The organism is Thermus sp. NEB1569 (genome assembly GCF_022385295.1).
Taxonomy (GTDB): Bacteria; Deinococcota; Deinococci; order Deinococcales; family Thermaceae; genus Thermus; species Thermus scotoductus.
On record NZ_CP092445.1, the window covers coordinates 1,393,792 to 1,411,081 of the forward strand.

16 protein-coding genes and 1 pseudogene are annotated in these 17,290 nt (G+C 65.0%); 8 read left to right on the top strand and 9 right to left on the bottom strand.

The features are described from left to right. Positions 1-69: 69 nt before the first annotated feature. Entirely contained in the window at positions 70-1,161 is a 1,092-nt protein-coding gene (locus MI302_RS07990; protein WP_014514485.1) for an IS4 family transposase, read from the top strand. Position 1,162: 1 nt separating this feature from the next. Here MI302_RS07990 and MI302_RS07995 read toward each other — a convergent pair. The 6 genes and pseudogenes from MI302_RS07995 to MI302_RS08020 form a co-directional block, all read right to left on the bottom strand. Further along, positions 1,163-1,729, bottom strand: a pseudogene (locus MI302_RS07995) (nitrate/nitrite transporter); the annotation flags it as partial. 4 nt (positions 1,730-1,733) lie between these two features. Further along, complete coding sequence (narI, locus tag MI302_RS08000) at positions 1,734-2,411, bottom strand: respiratory nitrate reductase subunit gamma (RefSeq protein WP_126205146.1); 678 nt, start codon at positions 2,409-2,411, stop codon at positions 1,734-1,736. A gap of 3 nt (positions 2,412-2,414) precedes the next feature. Beyond that, positions 2,415-2,927: a nitrate reductase molybdenum cofactor assembly chaperone gene (locus MI302_RS08005; RefSeq protein WP_015717628.1), complete on the bottom strand. Its 513-nt coding sequence runs from the start codon at positions 2,925-2,927 to the stop codon at positions 2,415-2,417. Between the two features lie 9 nt (positions 2,928-2,936). After that, entirely contained in the window at positions 2,937-4,472 is a 1,536-nt protein-coding gene (gene narH, locus MI302_RS08010; RefSeq protein WP_126248841.1) for a nitrate reductase subunit beta, read from the bottom strand. A gap of 12 nt (positions 4,473-4,484) precedes the next feature. Continuing rightward, positions 4,485-8,075, bottom strand: a complete 3,591-nt coding sequence (locus MI302_RS08015; RefSeq protein WP_239725406.1) for a nitrate reductase subunit alpha — start codon at positions 8,073-8,075, stop codon at positions 4,485-4,487. A gap of 2 nt (positions 8,076-8,077) precedes the next feature. After that, complete coding sequence (locus MI302_RS08020) at positions 8,078-8,872, bottom strand: cytochrome c (RefSeq protein WP_054391718.1); 795 nt, start codon at positions 8,870-8,872, stop codon at positions 8,078-8,080. A gap of 96 nt (positions 8,873-8,968) precedes the next feature. Here MI302_RS08020 and MI302_RS08025 point away from each other — a divergent pair, with 96 nt between their 5' ends. Further along, complete coding sequence (locus MI302_RS08025) at positions 8,969-10,771, top strand: GAF domain-containing protein (RefSeq protein ID WP_239725407.1); 1,803 nt, start codon at positions 8,969-8,971, stop codon at positions 10,769-10,771. Positions 10,772-10,774: 3 nt separating this feature from the next. Then, positions 10,775-11,428 carry a Crp/Fnr family transcriptional regulator gene (locus MI302_RS08030; protein ID WP_239725408.1) on the top strand — a complete coding sequence of 218 codons (654 nt, stop codon included), beginning with the start codon at positions 10,775-10,777 and terminating at the stop codon, positions 11,426-11,428. Positions 11,429-11,553: 125 nt separating this feature from the next. Here MI302_RS08030 and MI302_RS08035 read toward each other — a convergent pair whose 3' ends face one another. The 3 genes from MI302_RS08035 to MI302_RS08045 all read right to left on the bottom strand — a co-directional run bounded on the left by MI302_RS08035 (position 11,554) and on the right by MI302_RS08045 (position 14,628). After that, positions 11,554-11,985: a cytochrome c gene (locus tag MI302_RS08035; protein WP_126187423.1), complete on the bottom strand. Its 432-nt coding sequence runs from the start codon at positions 11,983-11,985 to the stop codon at positions 11,554-11,556. Between the two features lie 5 nt (positions 11,986-11,990). Next, positions 11,991-13,160 (bottom strand): TIGR04053 family radical SAM/SPASM domain-containing protein, encoded by a 1,170-nt coding sequence (locus MI302_RS08040; RefSeq protein ID WP_370687327.1) that lies wholly within the window; start codon positions 13,158-13,160, stop codon positions 11,991-11,993. A gap of 91 nt (positions 13,161-13,251) precedes the next feature. Continuing rightward, on the bottom strand, positions 13,252-14,628 hold the full coding sequence (locus MI302_RS08045; RefSeq protein ID WP_239725409.1) for a multicopper oxidase domain-containing protein: 1,377 nt from the start codon (positions 14,626-14,628) through the stop codon (positions 13,252-13,254). 154 nt (positions 14,629-14,782) lie between these two features. On the opposite strand from MI302_RS08045, the gene MI302_RS08050 reads away from it, so the two are divergent. The 5 genes from MI302_RS08050 to MI302_RS08070 are packed head-to-tail and all read left to right on the top strand — an operon-like array spanning position 14,783 to position 17,253. After that, the gene (locus MI302_RS08050) at positions 14,783-15,208 is read left to right on the top strand and encodes an Rrf2 family transcriptional regulator (RefSeq protein WP_126165532.1); all 426 of its coding nucleotides are present in this window, start codon (positions 14,783-14,785) and stop codon (positions 15,206-15,208) included. A 45-nt stretch (positions 15,209-15,253) separates the two neighbouring features. Beyond that, a complete protein-coding gene (locus MI302_RS08055; protein WP_126165533.1) occupies positions 15,254-15,454 on the top strand; it encodes a DUF542 domain-containing protein in 201 nt (66 codons plus the stop codon). Next, positions 15,451-15,747, top strand: coding sequence for a cupin domain-containing protein (locus MI302_RS08060; RefSeq protein ID WP_126165534.1), 297 nt, complete (start codon positions 15,451-15,453; stop codon positions 15,745-15,747). Before MI302_RS08055 ends, MI302_RS08060 begins: the two co-directional genes overlap by 4 nt. Next, entirely contained in the window at positions 15,744-16,121 is a 378-nt protein-coding gene (locus MI302_RS08065; protein WP_126165535.1) for a hypothetical protein, read from the top strand. Before MI302_RS08060 ends, MI302_RS08065 begins: the two co-directional genes overlap by 4 nt. Positions 16,122-16,152: 31 nt before the next feature. Continuing rightward, positions 16,153-17,253 carry a YwiC-like family protein gene (locus MI302_RS08070; protein WP_239725410.1) on the top strand — a complete coding sequence of 367 codons (1,101 nt, stop codon included), beginning with the start codon at positions 16,153-16,155 and terminating at the stop codon, positions 17,251-17,253. Positions 17,254-17,290 lie beyond the last annotated feature (37 nt).

Genomic DNA, 17,290 nt, shown 5'->3' on the forward strand with positions numbered 1-17,290 from the left:
GTGGGACCACCCCTTTAGGATGGACCTGCGCCCACGTGGATGGGCAGGTACCCATAGGAGGTGGTCCCCATGGAACAGCTTACCCCACTCATCAACGCCTTGAAGCGATACTGGAAGGCCGACCTCAGGCGCCTCACCTTCCTGGCCGCCCTGGTGATGGCTCTGGTCACCGCCCGCACCACAAGCGGCCCCAGACTCGCTCTTTCCCTCGGCTCCATAGCCAGCCCTGACCCCCGCTCCGCCTACCGAAGGTTCCAGCGGTTCTTGGCCTGGCCGGGGCTGGACGGGGAGGGCTATGCCCGCTTCATCTTCGCCCTCCTCCGACCCCAAGGGCTCCTCCTGGTCATGGACCGGACCGAGTGGGAGCTGGGGAAGAGCAAGGTCAACCTCCTGATGCTGGCCTTCCTGTACCAAGGCCTGGCCGTCCCCCTGTTCTGGAGCTTCCTTCCCCACGACGGCAACTCCTCCACCCCCGAACGCATCGCCCTGATGGAGAGGGCCTTGGCTTTCCTGAGGGCCCACTTCCCCCACCTCCGGGTGGAGGGGTTCCTGGCGGATCGGGAGTTCATAGGGGAGGCGTGGTTCCGGTACCTGGAGGAGAAGGGCATCCCCCGGTGCATCCGAATCAAGGCCAACACCCGGATGTGGCGGTTGGGCTCGGGCCCTCGGGCCTGGGAGCTCTTTGCCTCCCTGAAGGTGGGAGAGAGCCGGGTGCCCAGGCGGCGGTACTGGGTCTACGGGCGGCGCATGTGGGTGGTGGGGTTGCGCCTTGGGGTCCGGGAGTGGCTGATTGTGGCTACGGACCTGGACCCTCACCGGGTGCTGGAGGTGTACGGGCTCAGGTGGGGGATAGAGCGGCTCTTTGGGGCCCTGAAGGGGCGGGGATTTGACCTGGAGGCCACGCACGTGACGCGGGGGGAGAGGCTTTCGCGGCTTTTGGTCCCCTTGAGCCTGGCCTTCGTGTGGGCGTTTCGGACGGGGCTTGTGCTGCACCGGGTGCGTCCGGTGAGGCCCAAGAAGCACGGGAGGCTGGGACAGAGCCTCTTCCGGGCGGGGCTGGACCTGCTCACCCTTTGGGCGCTTGCCCTCTGGGGTGCAGGGGGAGGAAGGCGCGGAAGTCCCTTGGGGTTATGCCCTATGGAGGTTTTGACGTGTACATAGGCACCGCGTAGAGGAAGGGAATGAAGCGCCAGCCCCCGGGAATTAAGCCTCCCAGGTACCCTGCCGGCGGGATGCTGGCGATGAGGGCGGGCCCGATGAACTTGGTGACGCTGGCCCCCACGTTCCCTGCCCCAAAGACCCCCAGGGCGAAGCCCTGCTGCTCCTTGGGGAACCAGGCGGAGTTCCAGGCGATGCCCACGCTGAAGGCATTGCCGGCAAAGCCCACCAGGAAGGCGTAAAGAAGAAGCTCCTGGTAGCTTCCCGCCCGGGACACCAGATAGGCGGGGATGGCGGTGAAGAAGAGCATGAGGGTGAAGACCAGCCGCCCCCCGTACCGGTCCGTGAGGATACCGGTGAAAAGCCGCCACAGAGAGCCATTCAGGATGGCTACCGCCGAGAGCCAGGAAAGCTGCACATCCGTAAGGCCAAACTCCTTGCGGATGGGCACCCCCAGCACCCCGAACATCAACCAGACCGCAAACATCACGGTAAAGCCGATGGTGGAGAGCCAAAGCACCCGGAGGCGGTCAGGGCGTTCCTGTTCCAGCTGAACAGGATCGTGGACCATTGGTTCACCTCGCCAGCTTGCGCACCCAGATGACGATCTGCCAAGGCCTTAGCACGTAACCCAGGGGAACGGTGATGATGTGCACCAACCGGGAGAAGGGGAAAACCGCCAGGAAGACCCAGAAGTTAAAGACGTGGAGCTGGGTCCAGAAGGGCAGGTCGGCGAGGAGTTCCGGCCTGGGTTGCAGGGTGAGGATGGACCAGAGGTAAGGGGTCATGACCGCAGGGAACCAAAAGCTGCCGTAGCGGTAAAAAAGGGCGGTGAGGACCCCGGAAAGGGCCGACACGAGGATCACCACCAGGACCACATAGTCCATGGAGGTGGAAGCTGCCCGCACCCGCGCCACGGAAAGCCGTCGAGCAAGGAGCACCCAGGTGCCCACCAGGGCCCAAAGCCCCAGGCCGAGCCCGGTGATCTCCAAGAGGTAAAGCCTTAAGGGCACGGCGTTCCAGAGGAGAAGCCCCTTGGGGATTAAAAGGGCCAGCAGGTGGCCAAGGAGCACCAGAACCAACCCCCAGTGCATGGCGATGGAGCCATAGAAGAGGCGCTTCTGCTCCAGAAGCTGGCTGGACTGGGCGGAAACCGAGAAGGGCCTGTAGACCATGCGGTAGGCGGTGACCACCACCGCCAGGGTGAGGGCGATGTAGGGGAAGATGCCGAAGAGAATCGTATTCCAGTTCATCCTTCACCTCCTCGCCAAATCCCCCTGCAAGGCCTCCTGGACCCCCTCGAGGACCAGGAGGTAAGGGTTCTTGGCATCCAGGGTCTTGAGGGTCTTGTGCATCTCCTGAAGGGCCTTGGGCAGGATCTCCAGAAGCTCGGGAAGGGGGTTTTCACACCGGGCCAGGTAACGGAGAACATTGGCAAGGTGGTCGGGAAGCTCGCTTCCCGGGTCCAGGTTGATCTCCCGGAACGCCCGCACCAAAGCCGCCAGAAGCTCTCCCCGCTGGTAGCTTTCCCCGTAGACGGCAAACCCCACATAAGGGGCGGTGGTGGGGGTGAGGTCCAGGGTGCGGGTGTAAAGCTCCTCCCACTCCCCCAGGGAAAGCTCCTCCACCTGGCGCAGGAAGCGCTCCAGCTTCTGCTTGGCAGGCCCCCGGGGGCAGGCGATCCAGCGCCGCCAAAGTTCCTCCAAGCGCCCCGGCATGGGGTAATCCAGGGCCAGGGCCAGGGTTTCCAAAAGGGTGGCGTTGCGCATGGCTTCCTCCTACTCCCCCCTCAAGGGCGGCTGGATGTAGCCGAAGCCCGTCTCCCCCTTGTGGGCCAAGGGATCCTTCCACACCTCCGCCGCCATCTCCCGGTGGTAGGGGGGCAGGACGAAGCGTTCCTCCAGGGTGGGGAGGGTGGTGAGGCGGTAGATGGCCTCGGCCTCCTCGAGGGTGAGCCCGGCATCCCGCAAGACCTTCCGGGCCTTTTCCGTCACGCCGCCTTCCAGGCTTTCCTGCCTTTTCAGGATGCGCACCGCCAGCATCTTCTTAAGGGCGGGCACGATAAGGCTTTCATTGCCGGCGGTGAAGAGGTTGGCCAGGTACTTCACCGGCATCCTCGCCTTTTCCAGGCTCTCGTACACCTCAAAGTCCAAGTCGGTTTCCGGAAGGTCAAGCCGCACCAGACCCTCCCTCCCCTGGCTAGCCCTTAAGGCCTTCTCCAAGGTGGAGACCACCGGGGAAAGAGGCGGAACGTAGAACATCATGGCCAGGGTGCGGTATTCGGGGTGCAGGGGGAAGGCCAACCCCCAGACCTTCACGAACTTGTAAATGGGGGAGTTCTGGGCGGCCTTAATCCAACCCTCGTCAATCCCCTCAGCCTTGGCGGCGGCGATGACCTCGGGGTCAAAGGGATCCAGGATGATCCCAAGCTGGGACTCCACCAGCCGCTCGTCGGGCACCATGGCCGCCTCGGGGATGCGGTCGGCATCGTAAAGAAGCACCCCCATGTAGCGGATGCGGCCCACGCAGGAGTGGGCGCAGGCCGGGGCCTGGCCCGTCTCCAGGCGGGGGAAGCAGAGGATGCACTTCTCGCTCTTCCCCGTGGCCCAGTTGTAGTAGACCTTCTTGTAGGGGCAGGCGGCCACGCACATCCGCCAGGCTTTGCATTTGTTCTCGTTGACCAGGACCACCCCGTCCTCGGCCCGCTTGTAGATGGCCCCGCTGGGGCAGGCGGCCACGCAGGAGGGGTTTAAGCAGTGGTTGCAGATGCGGGGCAGGTACTGGAAGACCACCCCCTCAATCTCGGAAAGCTGGGCCCGCACCTCGGGGTCCAGCCCCTTTAGGTTGGGGTCGTTGGCCGCATAGAGGGGGCTTCCCGAGAGGTCATCGTCCCAGTTGGGCCCGGCCCCTGGGGTCATGGGCTCCCCCGTGATCATGGAGATGGGGATGGCGGTGGGCTGATCCTCCCCTTCGGGGCTGGTGAAGAGGTCGCTATAGCGGAAGGTGAAGGGCTCGTAGTAGTCGTCCAGGGAGGGCAGAGCGGGGTTGAAGAAGAGGCGGAAAAGCCCCTGGGTGCGGGAGTGCAGGCGGAGGTCCAGGTGGCCATCCTTATACTCCCAGCCCCCCTTGAAGCGCTCCTGGTCCTCCCAGCCCGTGGGGTAGCCGGTGCCGGGGCGGGTTTCCACGTTGTTCCACCACATGTACTCCGCGCCCTTTCTATCGGTCCAGAGGTTCTTGCAGGCGATGGAGCAGGTGTGGCAACCGATGCACTTATCCAGGTGGAAGAGCATGGACATGTGGGCTCTAACCTTCATGGCGTTCCTCCTTTACCACTCCGGGGACTTCTCCAGCTTGCGCACGAAGACCCAGGTGTCCCGGTTCACCCCCACGGGCCCCCAGTAGTTGAAGGCGTAGGTGAACTGGGCGTAGCCGCCCGACATGAGCACGGGCTTGAGGCGGGCCCGGGTGATGGAGTTGTTCATCCCCGCCCGCTTGCCCCGCAAGGGGCTTTTGGGGATGCCCACCGTGCGCTCGGTGGCGTGGTAGACGAAGACCGTGCCCCGAGGAATGCGGGCCGAGACGATGGCCCTTTGCACGAAGACCCCGTTGTCGTTGAAAAGCTCCACCCAGTCGTTGTCCTTGATGCCGAGCTCGGCGGCGTCCTTGTCGTTGAGCCACACCGGGTAGCCGCCCCGGGAGAGGGTCATCATGCGGTGGTTCTCGGAGTAGGTGGAGTGGATGGACCACTTCCCGTGGGGGGTGATGTAGTTGAGGAGCTTACCCTGGGCCTCCTTGGCGCTCTTTTCGGTCTCCTGGAGCATCTGGACGTCGGGCCGGGGCTTGTAGGTGGGCAGGTGCTCGCCGAAGGCCAGGTAGTTGGGGTGGTCCAGGTAGAAGTGCTGCCTGCCCGTGAGGGTGCGCCAGGGGATGAGGCGCTCCACGTTTAGGGTGTAGGGGCTATAGGCCCGGCCCAGGTTGATGATGGCGCTCCAGGTGGGGGTGGTGAGCTGGCGCCGGGGCTGGGCCACCAGGTCTTTGAAGGAGATGCGCACGTGGCGGTTGCCCTCGGCGAGGTCGGCGAGCCTCACCCCCGTTTTCTTCTCCTCGTCCAGGAAAGCCCGATAGGCGAGCTCCCCGTTGGAGACGGGGTCTAGGAAGAGGATGGCCTCCGCTACCTCCCGGGCCTCCTCGAGGCTCGGCCGCTTCTCCCCCTGGAAGAGCCGGGGTTGGCGCTCGGCGAGTTCCTTGTAGAAGTCCTCCACGGGGATGGTGAGCCCGTGCATCCCCACCCCCACCTTCTCCACCACCGGCCCCAGGGTGACCATCTTCTCGTAGATCTGGGTATAGTCCCGCTCCACCACCCGGAACTTGGGCATGGTCTTGCCGGGGATGGGCGCTACCTCGCCCCGCTTCCAGTCCCGGTCCTCGAGCTGGGCCATCTCATCCGGGGTGTCGTGCTGGAGGGGGATCATGACCAGGTCCTTCACCGGGGTGGGCAGGTGCACCCGTGCCAGTTCCGAGACCTTCTTGGCAATGGCCTTGAAGATCTCCCAGTCGGGCTTGGACTCCCAAGCGGGGGGCACGGCCGCCTGCAGAGGGTTGATGAAGGTGTGGAGGTCGGTGGTGTTGATGTCGTCCTTCTCGTACCAGGTGGCGGCGGGGAGAACGATGTCGGAGTAGAGGGCACTGGTATCCATGCGGAAGTTGAGGTCCACCACCAAATCCAGCTTCCCCTCGGGGGCCGGCTTGCGGTAGACCACCTCCGTCACGTGCTCTGCAGCCACCTCCTCGGCGATGGCGTTGGTGTGGGTTCCCAGGTAGTGCTTGAGGAAGTACTCGTGCCCCTTGGCGCTGGTACCGATGGCGTTCCCCCGCCAGATGAACCAGACCCTGGGCCAGTTCTCAGGAGCGTCGGGGTCCTCCACCGCGAACCTCAGTTCCCCCCGCTTAAGGGCCTCCACCACGTACTGGACGATTTCCGCCTCGGTCTTGGCTCCCCTGGCCTCCGCCTCCTTGACCACCTCCAGAGGACTCTTGTTGAACTGGGGGAAGAAGGGAAGCCACCCCTTGCGCACCGCCCGCACCTGGTGGTCTATGGTGTGGTCCGTTAGGCCGGCCGCCGTCTTGTCGTAGGCGGAGAAGCCCCGCTCGTAGCGCCACTGGTCGGAGTGGACGTAGTGGAAGCTCGGGGTGTTCTGCTGCCTTGGGGGGTAGCCCCAGTCGGTGGCGAAGGCAATGGGACCCCAGGAGGCCTGGTTGGCCAGCTTCTCCTGCCCCACGTAGTGGGCGAGGCCCCCGCCGTTCACCCCCACGCTTCCCGTGAGCATCAAAGCCACAATCCCCGCCCGGTACATGAGGTTGTTGTGGTACCAGTGGTTGATGCCAGCCCCGATGATGATGAGGTTTTTCCCCTTGGTCTTGAGGCCGTTTTCCGCCCAGGAGCGGGCGTACTTAAGGAGGGTATCCCGGTGGATCCCGGTCCACTTCTCCTGCCAGGCAGGGGTGTAGGGAAGTTCATCCCCGTAATCCCTGGGGTAATCCCCCGGAAGACCCCGCCCCACCCCGAACTGGGCCATGAGGAGGTCAAAGACCGTGGCCACCGCCACCTTTTCCCCCTCCTTGGTCACCACGTACTTGACGGGCACGCCCCGCTTGAGCTTTTGGTCGGAGGAGAAGTCGTCGAACTCCACAAGAAGGACCTCGTCCTCCGCCCCCAGGAGGCTCAGGCGGGGGTTTAAGGGCTCCCCGGTCCTAGGATCCTCCAGCTTCAGGTTCCACTTGCCCTTCTCCTTCTGCCAGCGGAAGCCAATGGTGCCCCCGGGCATCCTGGGGCCTTTCTCCTCATCCCAGAGGAGGAGCTTGAAGTCCCCGTTCTCCTCCTCGGCGTACTCCGAGAGGCGGTTCGCCCTCAGGTAACGCCCCGGGCGGCCGTCCGTAATCTCCACCAGGAAGGGGGCATCGGTGTAGCGCTTTAGGTAGTCCAGGAAGTAGGGCACCTCCCGCTCGGCGTAGTACTCCTTGAGGAGCACGTGGTTCACCGCCATCCAGAAGGCCCCGTCCTGGCCGGGGTTGATGGGGATCCACCAGTCGGCGTACTTGGAAACCTGGGAGAAGTCGGGGCTAAAGACGGTGAGCTTGGCCCCGGCGTGGCGCACCTCGGCGACGAAGTGGGTGTCGGGGGTGCGGGTCATGTTGAGGTTGGAGCCCATCACCGCGATGAAGCGGGCGTTGTACCAGTCGGCGGACTCGTGAACGTCCGTCTGTTCCCCCCAGATCTCGGGGGAGGCGTTGGGCAGGTCGCAGTACCAGTCGTAGAAGCTCATGGGCACGCCGCCCAAGAGGGAGAGGAAACGGCTACCGGCAGCGTAGGAGATCTGGCTCATGGCCGGGATGGGGGAAAAGCCGATGACCCGGTCCGGCCCGTAGCGCTTCACCGTGGAAACCACGGCAGCGGCGATGAGCTCCAGGACCTCGTCCCAGCTCACCCGCCTGAAGCCTCCCTTTCCGCGGGCCTTCTGGTAGCGCTTGCGCTTATGAGGATCGCTCTGGATGGCCTCCCAGGCAGCCACGGGGTCGGGATGTTGCTTTTTGGCCTCCCGCCAGAGGTCCAGCAGGGCCCCCTTGGCGTAGGGGTACTTCACCCGGATGGGGCTATAGAGGTACCAGCTGAAGCTGATGCCCCGCTGGCAACCCCTGGGCTCGTAGGGGGGCAGGCCCGCCTCGAGGCTCGGGTAGTCCGTAGCCTGGAGCTCCCAGGTAACGATCCCATCCTTGACGAAGACCTCCCAGGAGCAGGAACCCGTGCAGTTCACCCCGTGGGTGGTCCGCACCCTCTTGTCGTGCTGGAAGCGGTTGCGGTAGAACTCCTCCCACTTCCTTTCCGCCGGGCTTTCTATTTCCCTGATCCAATCCTTCATGTTTACCTCCTAAGCTGGCTTTGGATGCGCTCCGCCAGGCTCCTGGGCCTTAGCCGCCAGAGGATGGCCTGGTAAAGCAACAAGAGTCCCAAAAGCACCAATCCCGCCACCAAGAACCGGCCCAGATACAGGGAAGCGGGCCTTGGAACTTCATTGGAGACCTGCACCAAGAAAGCGGCCAAAGCCGCGGCCTCGGCCTCGGTCAAAGGCTTGCCCTTGTAGGCTTCCCGCATCACGGGGAAAGCGGGGTTTTGTAACAAACCGGTAAGCCCCGCCTCGCCCCCCAGGCGCTTGGCGGCATCCGTGAGGTCCTTGCCCAGGGACCCCCCGCCCAGGAAGCCTACGCCCGCCACCGTGTGGCAGGCCTGGCAGGGGGCCCCGCCGTTCTGCAAGGGCTTCTGGCCCAGGTATAGGGCCCGGCCTAAGGCGGGATCCCCTTGGACCTGAGGCGCGGGCGCCGGGGCCTCGGCTTGGGTACCCGATAAACCCTTTAGATACTGGGCGATGGCTTGGGCCTCGGCCTCAGACACCTGGGGCATGGGAGGCATGACCCCGCTATAGCTCACCCCATTTACCTCCAGGGGGCCGGAAAGCCCCTCCCGCACCACCTTCACCACATAGGCCTCGTCCTGTACCCGTGGGTTCCCCGCCAAGGGGGGGATGGCCCCGGGGATACCCTGTGCCTCTGCGCCATGGCAGGAAGCGCAGTACTGGCCGTAAAGGGCCTTCCCCTCCTGGGCAAACGCTGGGAAAAGAGCCAGGAACAAGGCCAGGGGAAAGAACCTTTTGCCCTTCATCCTCACCTCCGGCTTGCAGTTTGGAGGGAGGCACTGGCAGGCACTTTCCGGATGCGGGACATTTGTCCTAAGAGAGGGCCCTTAGGCTTAGGGCAGATGAAGCCCTTGGCCCGGATCCGACTGGATGCGAAGGGCCTGGTGCGGGAGGTTCAGGCCGACCCTTCCTTGGACCTGGAGGGGAACGGCCTCCCCTGCGCCCTTTTGGTCCAAGGACAAGACCCCTTTGGCCGACCCCTTTGTCCCCGCTGCCCCGTGCAACGGGAGCTGAGGAGGGGAGCCTACCGGGCCAGCACCCCATTGCTGGTCAAGGGGCGGCGCCTCCGCTGCCAGGGATACCGGGAAGCGGAGGGCTTCCTGGTGGAGCTTTACCCCGAGCGGGCCGAGCCCCCAGATCTCCTTCTGGAGCTTTCCCGCCTGACCCAGCACCTTCTGCGTAACCCCGAGGGGTTCCCGCAGGCCCTCGAGGACTTCCTCCGCGCCCTACGCCTGGCCCTAGGCATGGAGGCCGCCGAACTCTTTCTGATAGACCCCGAGGGCCATCACCTGATCCTCACCGCCTACGAGGGCCTTCACCGCGAGGCCTTCCTGGAAAGGCCCTGGTTCCAGTTGGGGGAAGGCTACCCCGGGATTGTGGCCCTGAGGCGCGAGCCCCTCGTCACCCACGCCCTGGGGGAAGATCCCCGCTACCTGAGGCAGAAGGTGAAGCAACTGGGCTACCAAACCTATGTCTGTTGCCCCCTGGAGCTTCCCCACAGCCTCATCGGCGTCTTAAACCTCGCCTCCCGCGACCCCCGGTTGGACCACGAGGCCCTTTTAGACAGCCTCGGCCGCATAGGCCCCCTCTTTGCCAGCACCCTCTACACCCTCCTGACCCGCTTGGGGGAGGTAGGGCTCGAGGCCGTCGCCCAGCACCTCCTCCGGGGCGAGGCCTCCGAGGCCCTCCTCACCTTCCTCCAGAAGGTACGCCGCCTCACAGGGGCCACGGGGGTGCAGGTGGTGGCGCGGGAAGGGCGCCGGGTGGCGCTGGGCTGGGTCCCGCCCTGCACCATGAAGAACTGCCCCGCCTGGCGGGGGGAGGTGGCGGGCCTGAAAAACGGTCTCCCCGACTGCCCCGAGGCCGAGGGCCGTCCCCGGATCTGCCTTCCCCTCTGGGCTAAGGGAGAGGTGGTGGCGGTCCAGACCCTCTTCCACGCCCGTCCCCCACGCCCCCCCACAGGCCCCGCGGCCCCTGCCCTCTGGCTGGAGCGGCTGGTCCTTCCCCTGCTCTTTCCAAAAGAGGAGGCCAGGCCCATCCCCGAGCTGGAGGTCTATGCCCTGGGGGGCTTCCGGGTCCGCTACCGGGGGCGGGAACTCGGTCCTCGGGACTTCGGACGGCGGGGAGCGTACCAGCTCCTCAAGCTCCTCCTTGCCAACAAGGACCGGGCCCTGTACGCCGAGGACCTCGCCGAAACCCTCTTCCCCGAGCTCCCTCCGGAGAAGGCCCGGCAGGAGGTCTACACCCTGGTCTACCATCTGCGCAAGGCCTTGCCGGGAATCGTGGAGCGGGAGGGGGAGTACTACCGGCTAAGGCTCCCCGAGAACCGCTTCCTGGACTTTGAGCGCTTTGAGGCCCTGATGCGCAAGGCGGACCTCGAGGAAGGCCTCGCCGCCTTCAAGACCCTGCGCCAGGCCCTGGAGCTCTACAAGGGCCCCCTCTTCGGCGATGACCCCTACGGGGAGTGGGCGGAGGCCGAGCGGGCCTACCTGCAGGAGAGGGCCCTCTCCGGCCTTCTGCGCCTGGGGGAGCTGGCCGAGGCCCTGGGTTACCTGGAGGTGGCCAAGGAAGCCTACGCCAGGGCCTTAAAGCTGGAACCCTTCCTGGAGGAGGCACAAAGGCGCCTGAGCTTCTTGAAGGGGTAAGGAATGGATCTTAAGCAGGTTCCCCTCTTCCGAGACCTGAACCCCGAGGACCTCAAGGCCTTGGAAGGCGAGGCCAGGGCCAGGCGGCTAAAGCGGGGGGAGGTGCTTTTCCTCGAGGGGGAGCCCGTTCATTCCCTCTTTGTGGTGGAGAAGGGCCTCATCAAGGTGTACAAGCTGGACCCGGAGGGGCGCAAGCAGGTGGTCCTGCACGTGGAAGGCCCAGGGCGGGTCCTGGCCGAGGTGGCCCTCTTCCTGGAGCGCCCCACCTACCCCGCCAGCGCCGAGGCCCTGGAGGAAAGCCAGGTCCTGGCCATCCCCAAGGAGCGCTTCTTCCAGCTGGTGGAAGCCCGCCCGCCTTTAGCCCGGACCTTGATCCGGTACCTGGCCCGGCGCCAGGGGCAGCTTCTCCACCTTCTGGACCGTCTGGTCTTCCACGAGGTGCGGGAAAGGCTGGCGGAATACCTCTTGGAAACCCTGGCGACGGAGGGCCAGGGCTTCCTCCTTCCCACCAATTCCGAGCTTGCCGCCCTGCTCGGCACCGTGCCCGAGGCGGTCTCCCGCAACCTGGGAGAGCTCTACCGGCAGGGGCTCATCCGCCTCCAGGGGCGAAGGGTATATGTGGACCGCCTCGAGGACCTAAGGTCCCTCCTCTCCTGAGGCGGGCACCCCCGCGAAGCCCCCGCCCAACGCTTCGCCTCAAGGCCCCTTCCGCCCGATGAACCCCTGGTGCGCCAGGGGCGGGAAACCGGCCTCTCCCCCACCTGCCGCGACCCTGCCCCGGCCTAAGGGCGGGTCTTGGCCACATCCTGGGGCTTTAGGGGGCTCGCCCGAAGCTTCTTCACTTCTTCCGGAGATATGGGCCTCGGGTTCTTGTTGCCGAAGGAGGAGAGGACGTAATTGAGAAGAGCAGCCACCTCCGCGTCGGAGAGCTGGCCGTAGCCCGGCATCACGCCGTTATAGGTGGCGCTACCCACCTTTAGGGGCCCTTGGAGGCCGAAAAGGACCACGCGGATTAGGTAGACCCGCCCCTTTTCCTCCTTGGCCAGCTGGTCTAGGCCCTTGAGGCTGGGGAAAACGCCGGGAACCCCAAGCCCTGTGGGTTGGTGGCAAGCCTGGCAGTACTGGCCGTAGAGCTTGGCCCCCTCCTGGGCCAAGGCCAGACCCAAAAGGCCTAAAGCCGCAAGCGCGCCAACCAAGAGTTTCTTCCTCAGCATACCCTTCACCTCCCGATCACGTGCTTCCCCACCTTCTCCAGCCAGGCCGGGGGCACGTAGGCGCACCGGGGCTCGCTTTGCAGGTAGTCCCCGGTCTCTGCCCAGGCCCGGGCCCGGCTTCCCCCACAGACATAGCGGTACTCGCACACCCCGCACTTTCCCTTGAGGAGATCCTTGTTCCGGAGCTCCTGGAAAAGGGGGCTATTTCGGTATATCTCCAGAAGAGGTTGTTCCCGGATGTTCCCCGCATAGAGGGGCAAAAACCCCGAAGGGGCTACATCTCCGGTGGCGGAGACGAAGACGAAGCCGTTTCCGTCCGTAACCCCTAGCCGGGAGTGCTCCATACCGTCTTGGAAGTATTCCCGATAGAGGCTCTCCCCCGCGGCCAGCGCCCGGTCCTCTACCCCTTCCTCCTGCCGCCTTTGCAGGACCACCCGGCGGAAGTGGTGGGCCTCCGTGGTCTTGACGTGGAAAGGATAGGTCTTGGAAATCTGGTAAAGCCAGTGGAGGACTTCCTCAAACTGTTTGGTGGAAAGCTGCCGAAGAAGCCCTCCCCGGCCCACTGGCACCAGGAAGAAAAGGCTCCAGAGGACCACCCCCTTCTCCGCTAAGAGATCGGGAAGGGCTTGGATCTCGGGCCAGTTATCCCGTGTGACGGTGGTGTTCACCTGGGTGGGAAGCCCCGCCTCCCGGGCCCAGGAGAGGGCCTCGAGGGTCCTTTGGAAGGTCCCCTCCGCCCCGCGGAAGGCATCGTGGCTTTCGGAGGTGGCCCCGTCCAAGGAAAGGGCCAAGCGAGTCACCCCCGCCGCCTTAAGGCGGAAGACCATCTCCCGGGTGAGAAGCGGCGTAGAAGCTGGGGTAAGGCCCACCTTGAGGCCTAAGGCCTTGGCCTTCTCCAGGATCTGAAAAAGGTCCTTCCGGGCCAAAGGATCCCCTCCCGTGAGAAGGAGGAGGGGCTTGGGGTGGTAGGTGGCGACCTCCTCTACAAGCCGAAGCCCCTCCTCCGTCGTCAGCTCCCCCGGAAGAGGGTGAGGCTCCGCCGAGGCCCGGCAGTGCCGGCAGGCCAGGAGGCAGGCATGGGTCATCTCCCAGGCCACCAGGTAAGGGTAACGGGCGAAATCCGTGGTCTCTATCCCGCTGATCTCCATCCACCCCTCCCTCCATCCCCGGCTCATACACTGGGACCTCCAAATCCCTGTTTCCATGACCTGAGTCAAGGAGAGAGGTCCCCGGGCGCTTCGGTTTCCCCGGGGACCCCTACCCGGTTTAGTGGTGATGCCCGGGTTGTGACCCGTTTGCCTGCCGGTCCACGGGCGCGTACACCCGGATGATGCCCTTCATGTAAGGGTGGATGCTACAGATGTAGGTGTACTCCCCGGGCTGGGTAAAGGTGATGCGGTACCGGTCTGCGTGGCCCAGCTTGGGGGTCACGAAGGGCTCGGGTCCCCGGACATCAATCACCACGGCGTCGTGGCGGCCGGTGCGCTCCCCGTCCAACAGGTCAAACACGTCCTCGTTGACAAACTCCACGGTGGTACCGACGGGGATTTCCAGAACCTTGGGATAGAAGGAGTTGCCCACCATCTGCACCCTCACGGGAAGGGACTCTAACGCCCTTGACCCCACAGCCAGGGGTTGGCCCTGGGCCGGGTCGGGAGGCACGCGCACCGTGTGGTCGTGGTCGGGGATTCCCAGGCCGTAGGGATCCAGGACCCGCTTGGCGTCGGCAGGGATGGCGGCTAGGGCCTTAGGCCCTTCGGCCCGGACCTCCTCCACGCGGGGAGCCTCTTTCTTGGCCCGAAGGATGCCCAGAGCCCCCTTGATGGCGGTGTTGAAGACGTGGGTCACCAGGGTGTAGTCCCCTTCTACGGGAGGCACTCGCCACTCTATCACCCAGGAATCCGAAGGTCCCGCCAAGACGGTTTGGCTGCCCTTCATGACGTTGTCGGGGTTCCCCTGGTAGTAGATGTACTCCCAGATGCCGCCCACCACGTGGAAGGTGCTGGTGAGGTTCGGTCCGACGTTCAGGAAGTAGATGCGCACGTAGTCTCCGGGGCGCACGGGGATGGGCTCGTTCACGTAGCGGAGGTTGAAGCCGTTGAAGACCACGTAGGTAGCCCTGCCGTCAAAGAAGTCCCTCCCCGAGGCGTACCACTCGCTTTGCACGATGTAAAGCTTGAGGTCGGGCTGGCGCCCGAGCTCCGCCTCGAGGCGGTACTTTTTCTTGGGCTCCACTACAATCATCCCGTGCTGGCCCCCCATGGTGTGGGTCATGATCCCGTGGCCTCCAGGAGCACAGTGGTACATGAAGACGCCAGGAAAATCCGCAGTGAAGCGGAAGATCCGCTCTTCACCAGGCTGGACGTTGCCCAGGAACTTGGAGGTCTGGGTGTTGGCCGCGTGGATGGAGAGGCCGTGGGCCACGCTATCGGCATTCTTCAGCACAATCTCCACCGTGTCCCCTTCCTCCACCAAAAGCATGGGCCCAGGGCTCATACCGTTGAAGGAAAAGCCCTTGACGTAGACCCCCTCGTCCACCGGGAAAACGCTTCCTTGCGCCACGAGCTCAAAGCGCTTCACCGTAGCCAGGGCAGGCGCCCCTAGGAGCACCGCCGCCATCAGGAAGAACCTCGCACCCTTCATCGCCTTTCCCTCCTTCGGATCCTAACTCGGATCCTTTCGTCCTCGTTTTAGCATCGCCCCCCAAGGACAGATGTCCTTGTGACAAATGTCCCAAACCTGGCCCTCTAGGGACCTGCCGTTTTACCTCTTGCCGCTTTCCCGTTACCATCTGGCTATGACCCCACGAAGCCTTCTGAAGCGGGAGGAGTCTTACGCCCTTCACGCCCTTCTCCTCCTGGCCCAGGAGCCGGGGATCTCCGCCCAGGAGATGGCCACTAAGCTCAAAGCCCCCCCTGCCTTCATGGCCAAGGTTCTCGCCAAGCTGGCCAAGGCGGGCCTGGTGGAAAGCCGGGTGGGCCGGGCAGGCGGGGTACGGCCCAAGCTTCCCCCTGAGAAGGTCAACCTCCTCCAGATCATGGAGGCCCTATCGGGGCCCGTGACCCTGGATCTCTGCGCCACCCTGAAGTGCTGCCCCACGGAGGAGAGGCAGGGGTTCTGCCACCTCAAGCCCCACCTGGCGCGCTTAAACCGGGAGATTCGCCAGGCCCTCGCCTCCCTAACCCTGAAGGACCTCCTGCCCAAGGCCCCTAAGGAGGCTTGACCCAGGTCATGGCGGGGAATCCCCCGGACGGCAAGGCTTAGGGGTATGGAAGGCATCACCTTAAGGACCACGGTGAACGAGATCCTCGAGCGTTTCCCTGAGGCGGTTAGCCTTTTGAGCCAACTGGGCCTGGACACCTGCTGCGGCGGGGCAGAGCCTTTGGAGGAGGCGGCCAAGGCCGCCGGGCGGGACCCTAGGGAGGTTTGGGAGGCGCTGCGCTCCCTTCTAAGGGAGGAGGCCCGGTGAACCTCCTGGAGAGGGCCCGCTATGGGGAAGTCCGGGGGGTGGAGGTCCTTGCCGACCACCCCGAGGTCCGCCTCGTCCTCTTCAGCCTGCAGAAGGGGCAGGAGGTGCGGGGCCGGGGGGAACCCCGGGTCCACCTCCTCTGCCTCGAGGGCGAGGGCACCCTGTGGGCCGGGGAAAGGACGATCCCGGCAAGCCCTGGAACCCTCCTCGCCTGCCCACCCGGTGAACCTCACGGGGCCAGGGCCGGGGAAGGGCGGTTTCTGGTCCTTGGCATCATCACCCCCAGGCCATGATCCTGGCAAGCCGGCTTGCCCTCACCACGGCCCTCCTCTGGTTTGTAGCCGCCAACCTGGTGGGACTCCTGCTCGGCCTGGGTGTCCTACCCTACAATTGGCGCCCTGCCCACGCCCACATGCAGCTTTTGGGTTTTGTGACCCTCATGATCTACGGCGTGGCCTACCACGCCCTGCCCCGTTTCCGCGGCGTGGTCTTCCGCAGGCCCGGGCTCGCCCTCTTTCAGGTAGGCCTTGCCAACCTGGGCCTGTTGGGCATGGCCCTGGCCTGGGGGCTTGGCCTGGGAACGGGCATCTGGGGAGCCTTCGCCGCTCTCTCCTTAGCCGCAGGCCTCCTCTTCACCCTCCTGGCGCTGGAGATCCTCTGGGGCTAAGGAGTCCTGTCCACGTTCTAGGGAGGTGAGTATGCGCACGACCCCAAGCGTGCCCTTAAAGCCGGTAGCCCTCCCCACGGAGCACGGGGGCTGGGGGTTCACCCTCGAGCCTCTCCTCCTCGCCCTCCTCCTCTCCCCTGGGCTCCATACCCTAGGCCTCTTCCTCCTAGGGCTCTTCGGTTTCCTGGCGCGGCACCCTTTGAAGCTCGCTTACCAGGACCTGAGGCGGGGAAAGCGCTACCCGAGGACCGAGCTGGCCCTGAGGGTGGGTGGGATATACCTCGGTTTTGCCCTCTTGGGCCTCCTCCTCACCGCCCTAACCGCTAAAGGGCCCTTTCTCTACCCCCTCGCCCTGGCCTTCCCCCTGGGGGCCTACATGGCCTACATGGATGCCCAAAACCGCTCCCGGGACCTTTTCCCCGAGATTGCGGCCGCCCTCTTCATGGCAGCCTTCGCCCCCGCCGGGGTCTTGGCGGGCGGGCTTCCCGGGGAGGTGGCCCTGGGAAGCTTCCTGGCCCTGGCCCTAAGGGATGTGGCCGCCCTCTACTACGCCAGAACCCAGGTCCTAAGGGCCCGGGGCCAAAGCCCCAAGGTCTATCCCGCCCTCCTCGCCCTCGGGGGTAGCGCCCTTTTGGCCCTCTTCCTTTCCCGGCAGGGCCTCCTTCCCCTCCCTACGCTCCTCGCCCTCCTCCTCCTCGCCTTCTTCGGGGGCTTCACCCTCTTTTTGCCTCCCGTCCCCGCCCGGGTGGTGGGCTGGACCCAGATGGGTTTCGGCCTCCTCATCGTTTTGGCCACTGCCTTGGGCTACACCCTCCAGGGCCTCCCCACGGCCCTTCTTGGCGTGCCCGCCCTTCACCGGGTGCTGGGCCTACCCCTTGTGTTCCTGGCCTTCCCAATGGGCTTCTACCTCCTCTTTCGGCGGGAGGTGCCCCGCCTGGCCCGGGCGCTCCTTGGCCTCTACGACCTGAACGTCCTCCTGGGCCTGGTCTACCTGGCCTTGGTGGGAAGGCTCTCCCCCCACCCCCTCCTGGCCCTCCTGGGGGTAGGCCTCCTCCACCTCCTCCTGAAGCGGCCCTATCCCTGGCCCGGTCTGGGGTTTCTCCTCTTGGGGATGCTTCTCCTCTGGCACTAGGCCGTCCTGGCCGCCAAGGGACCGCTGGCGCCGCACC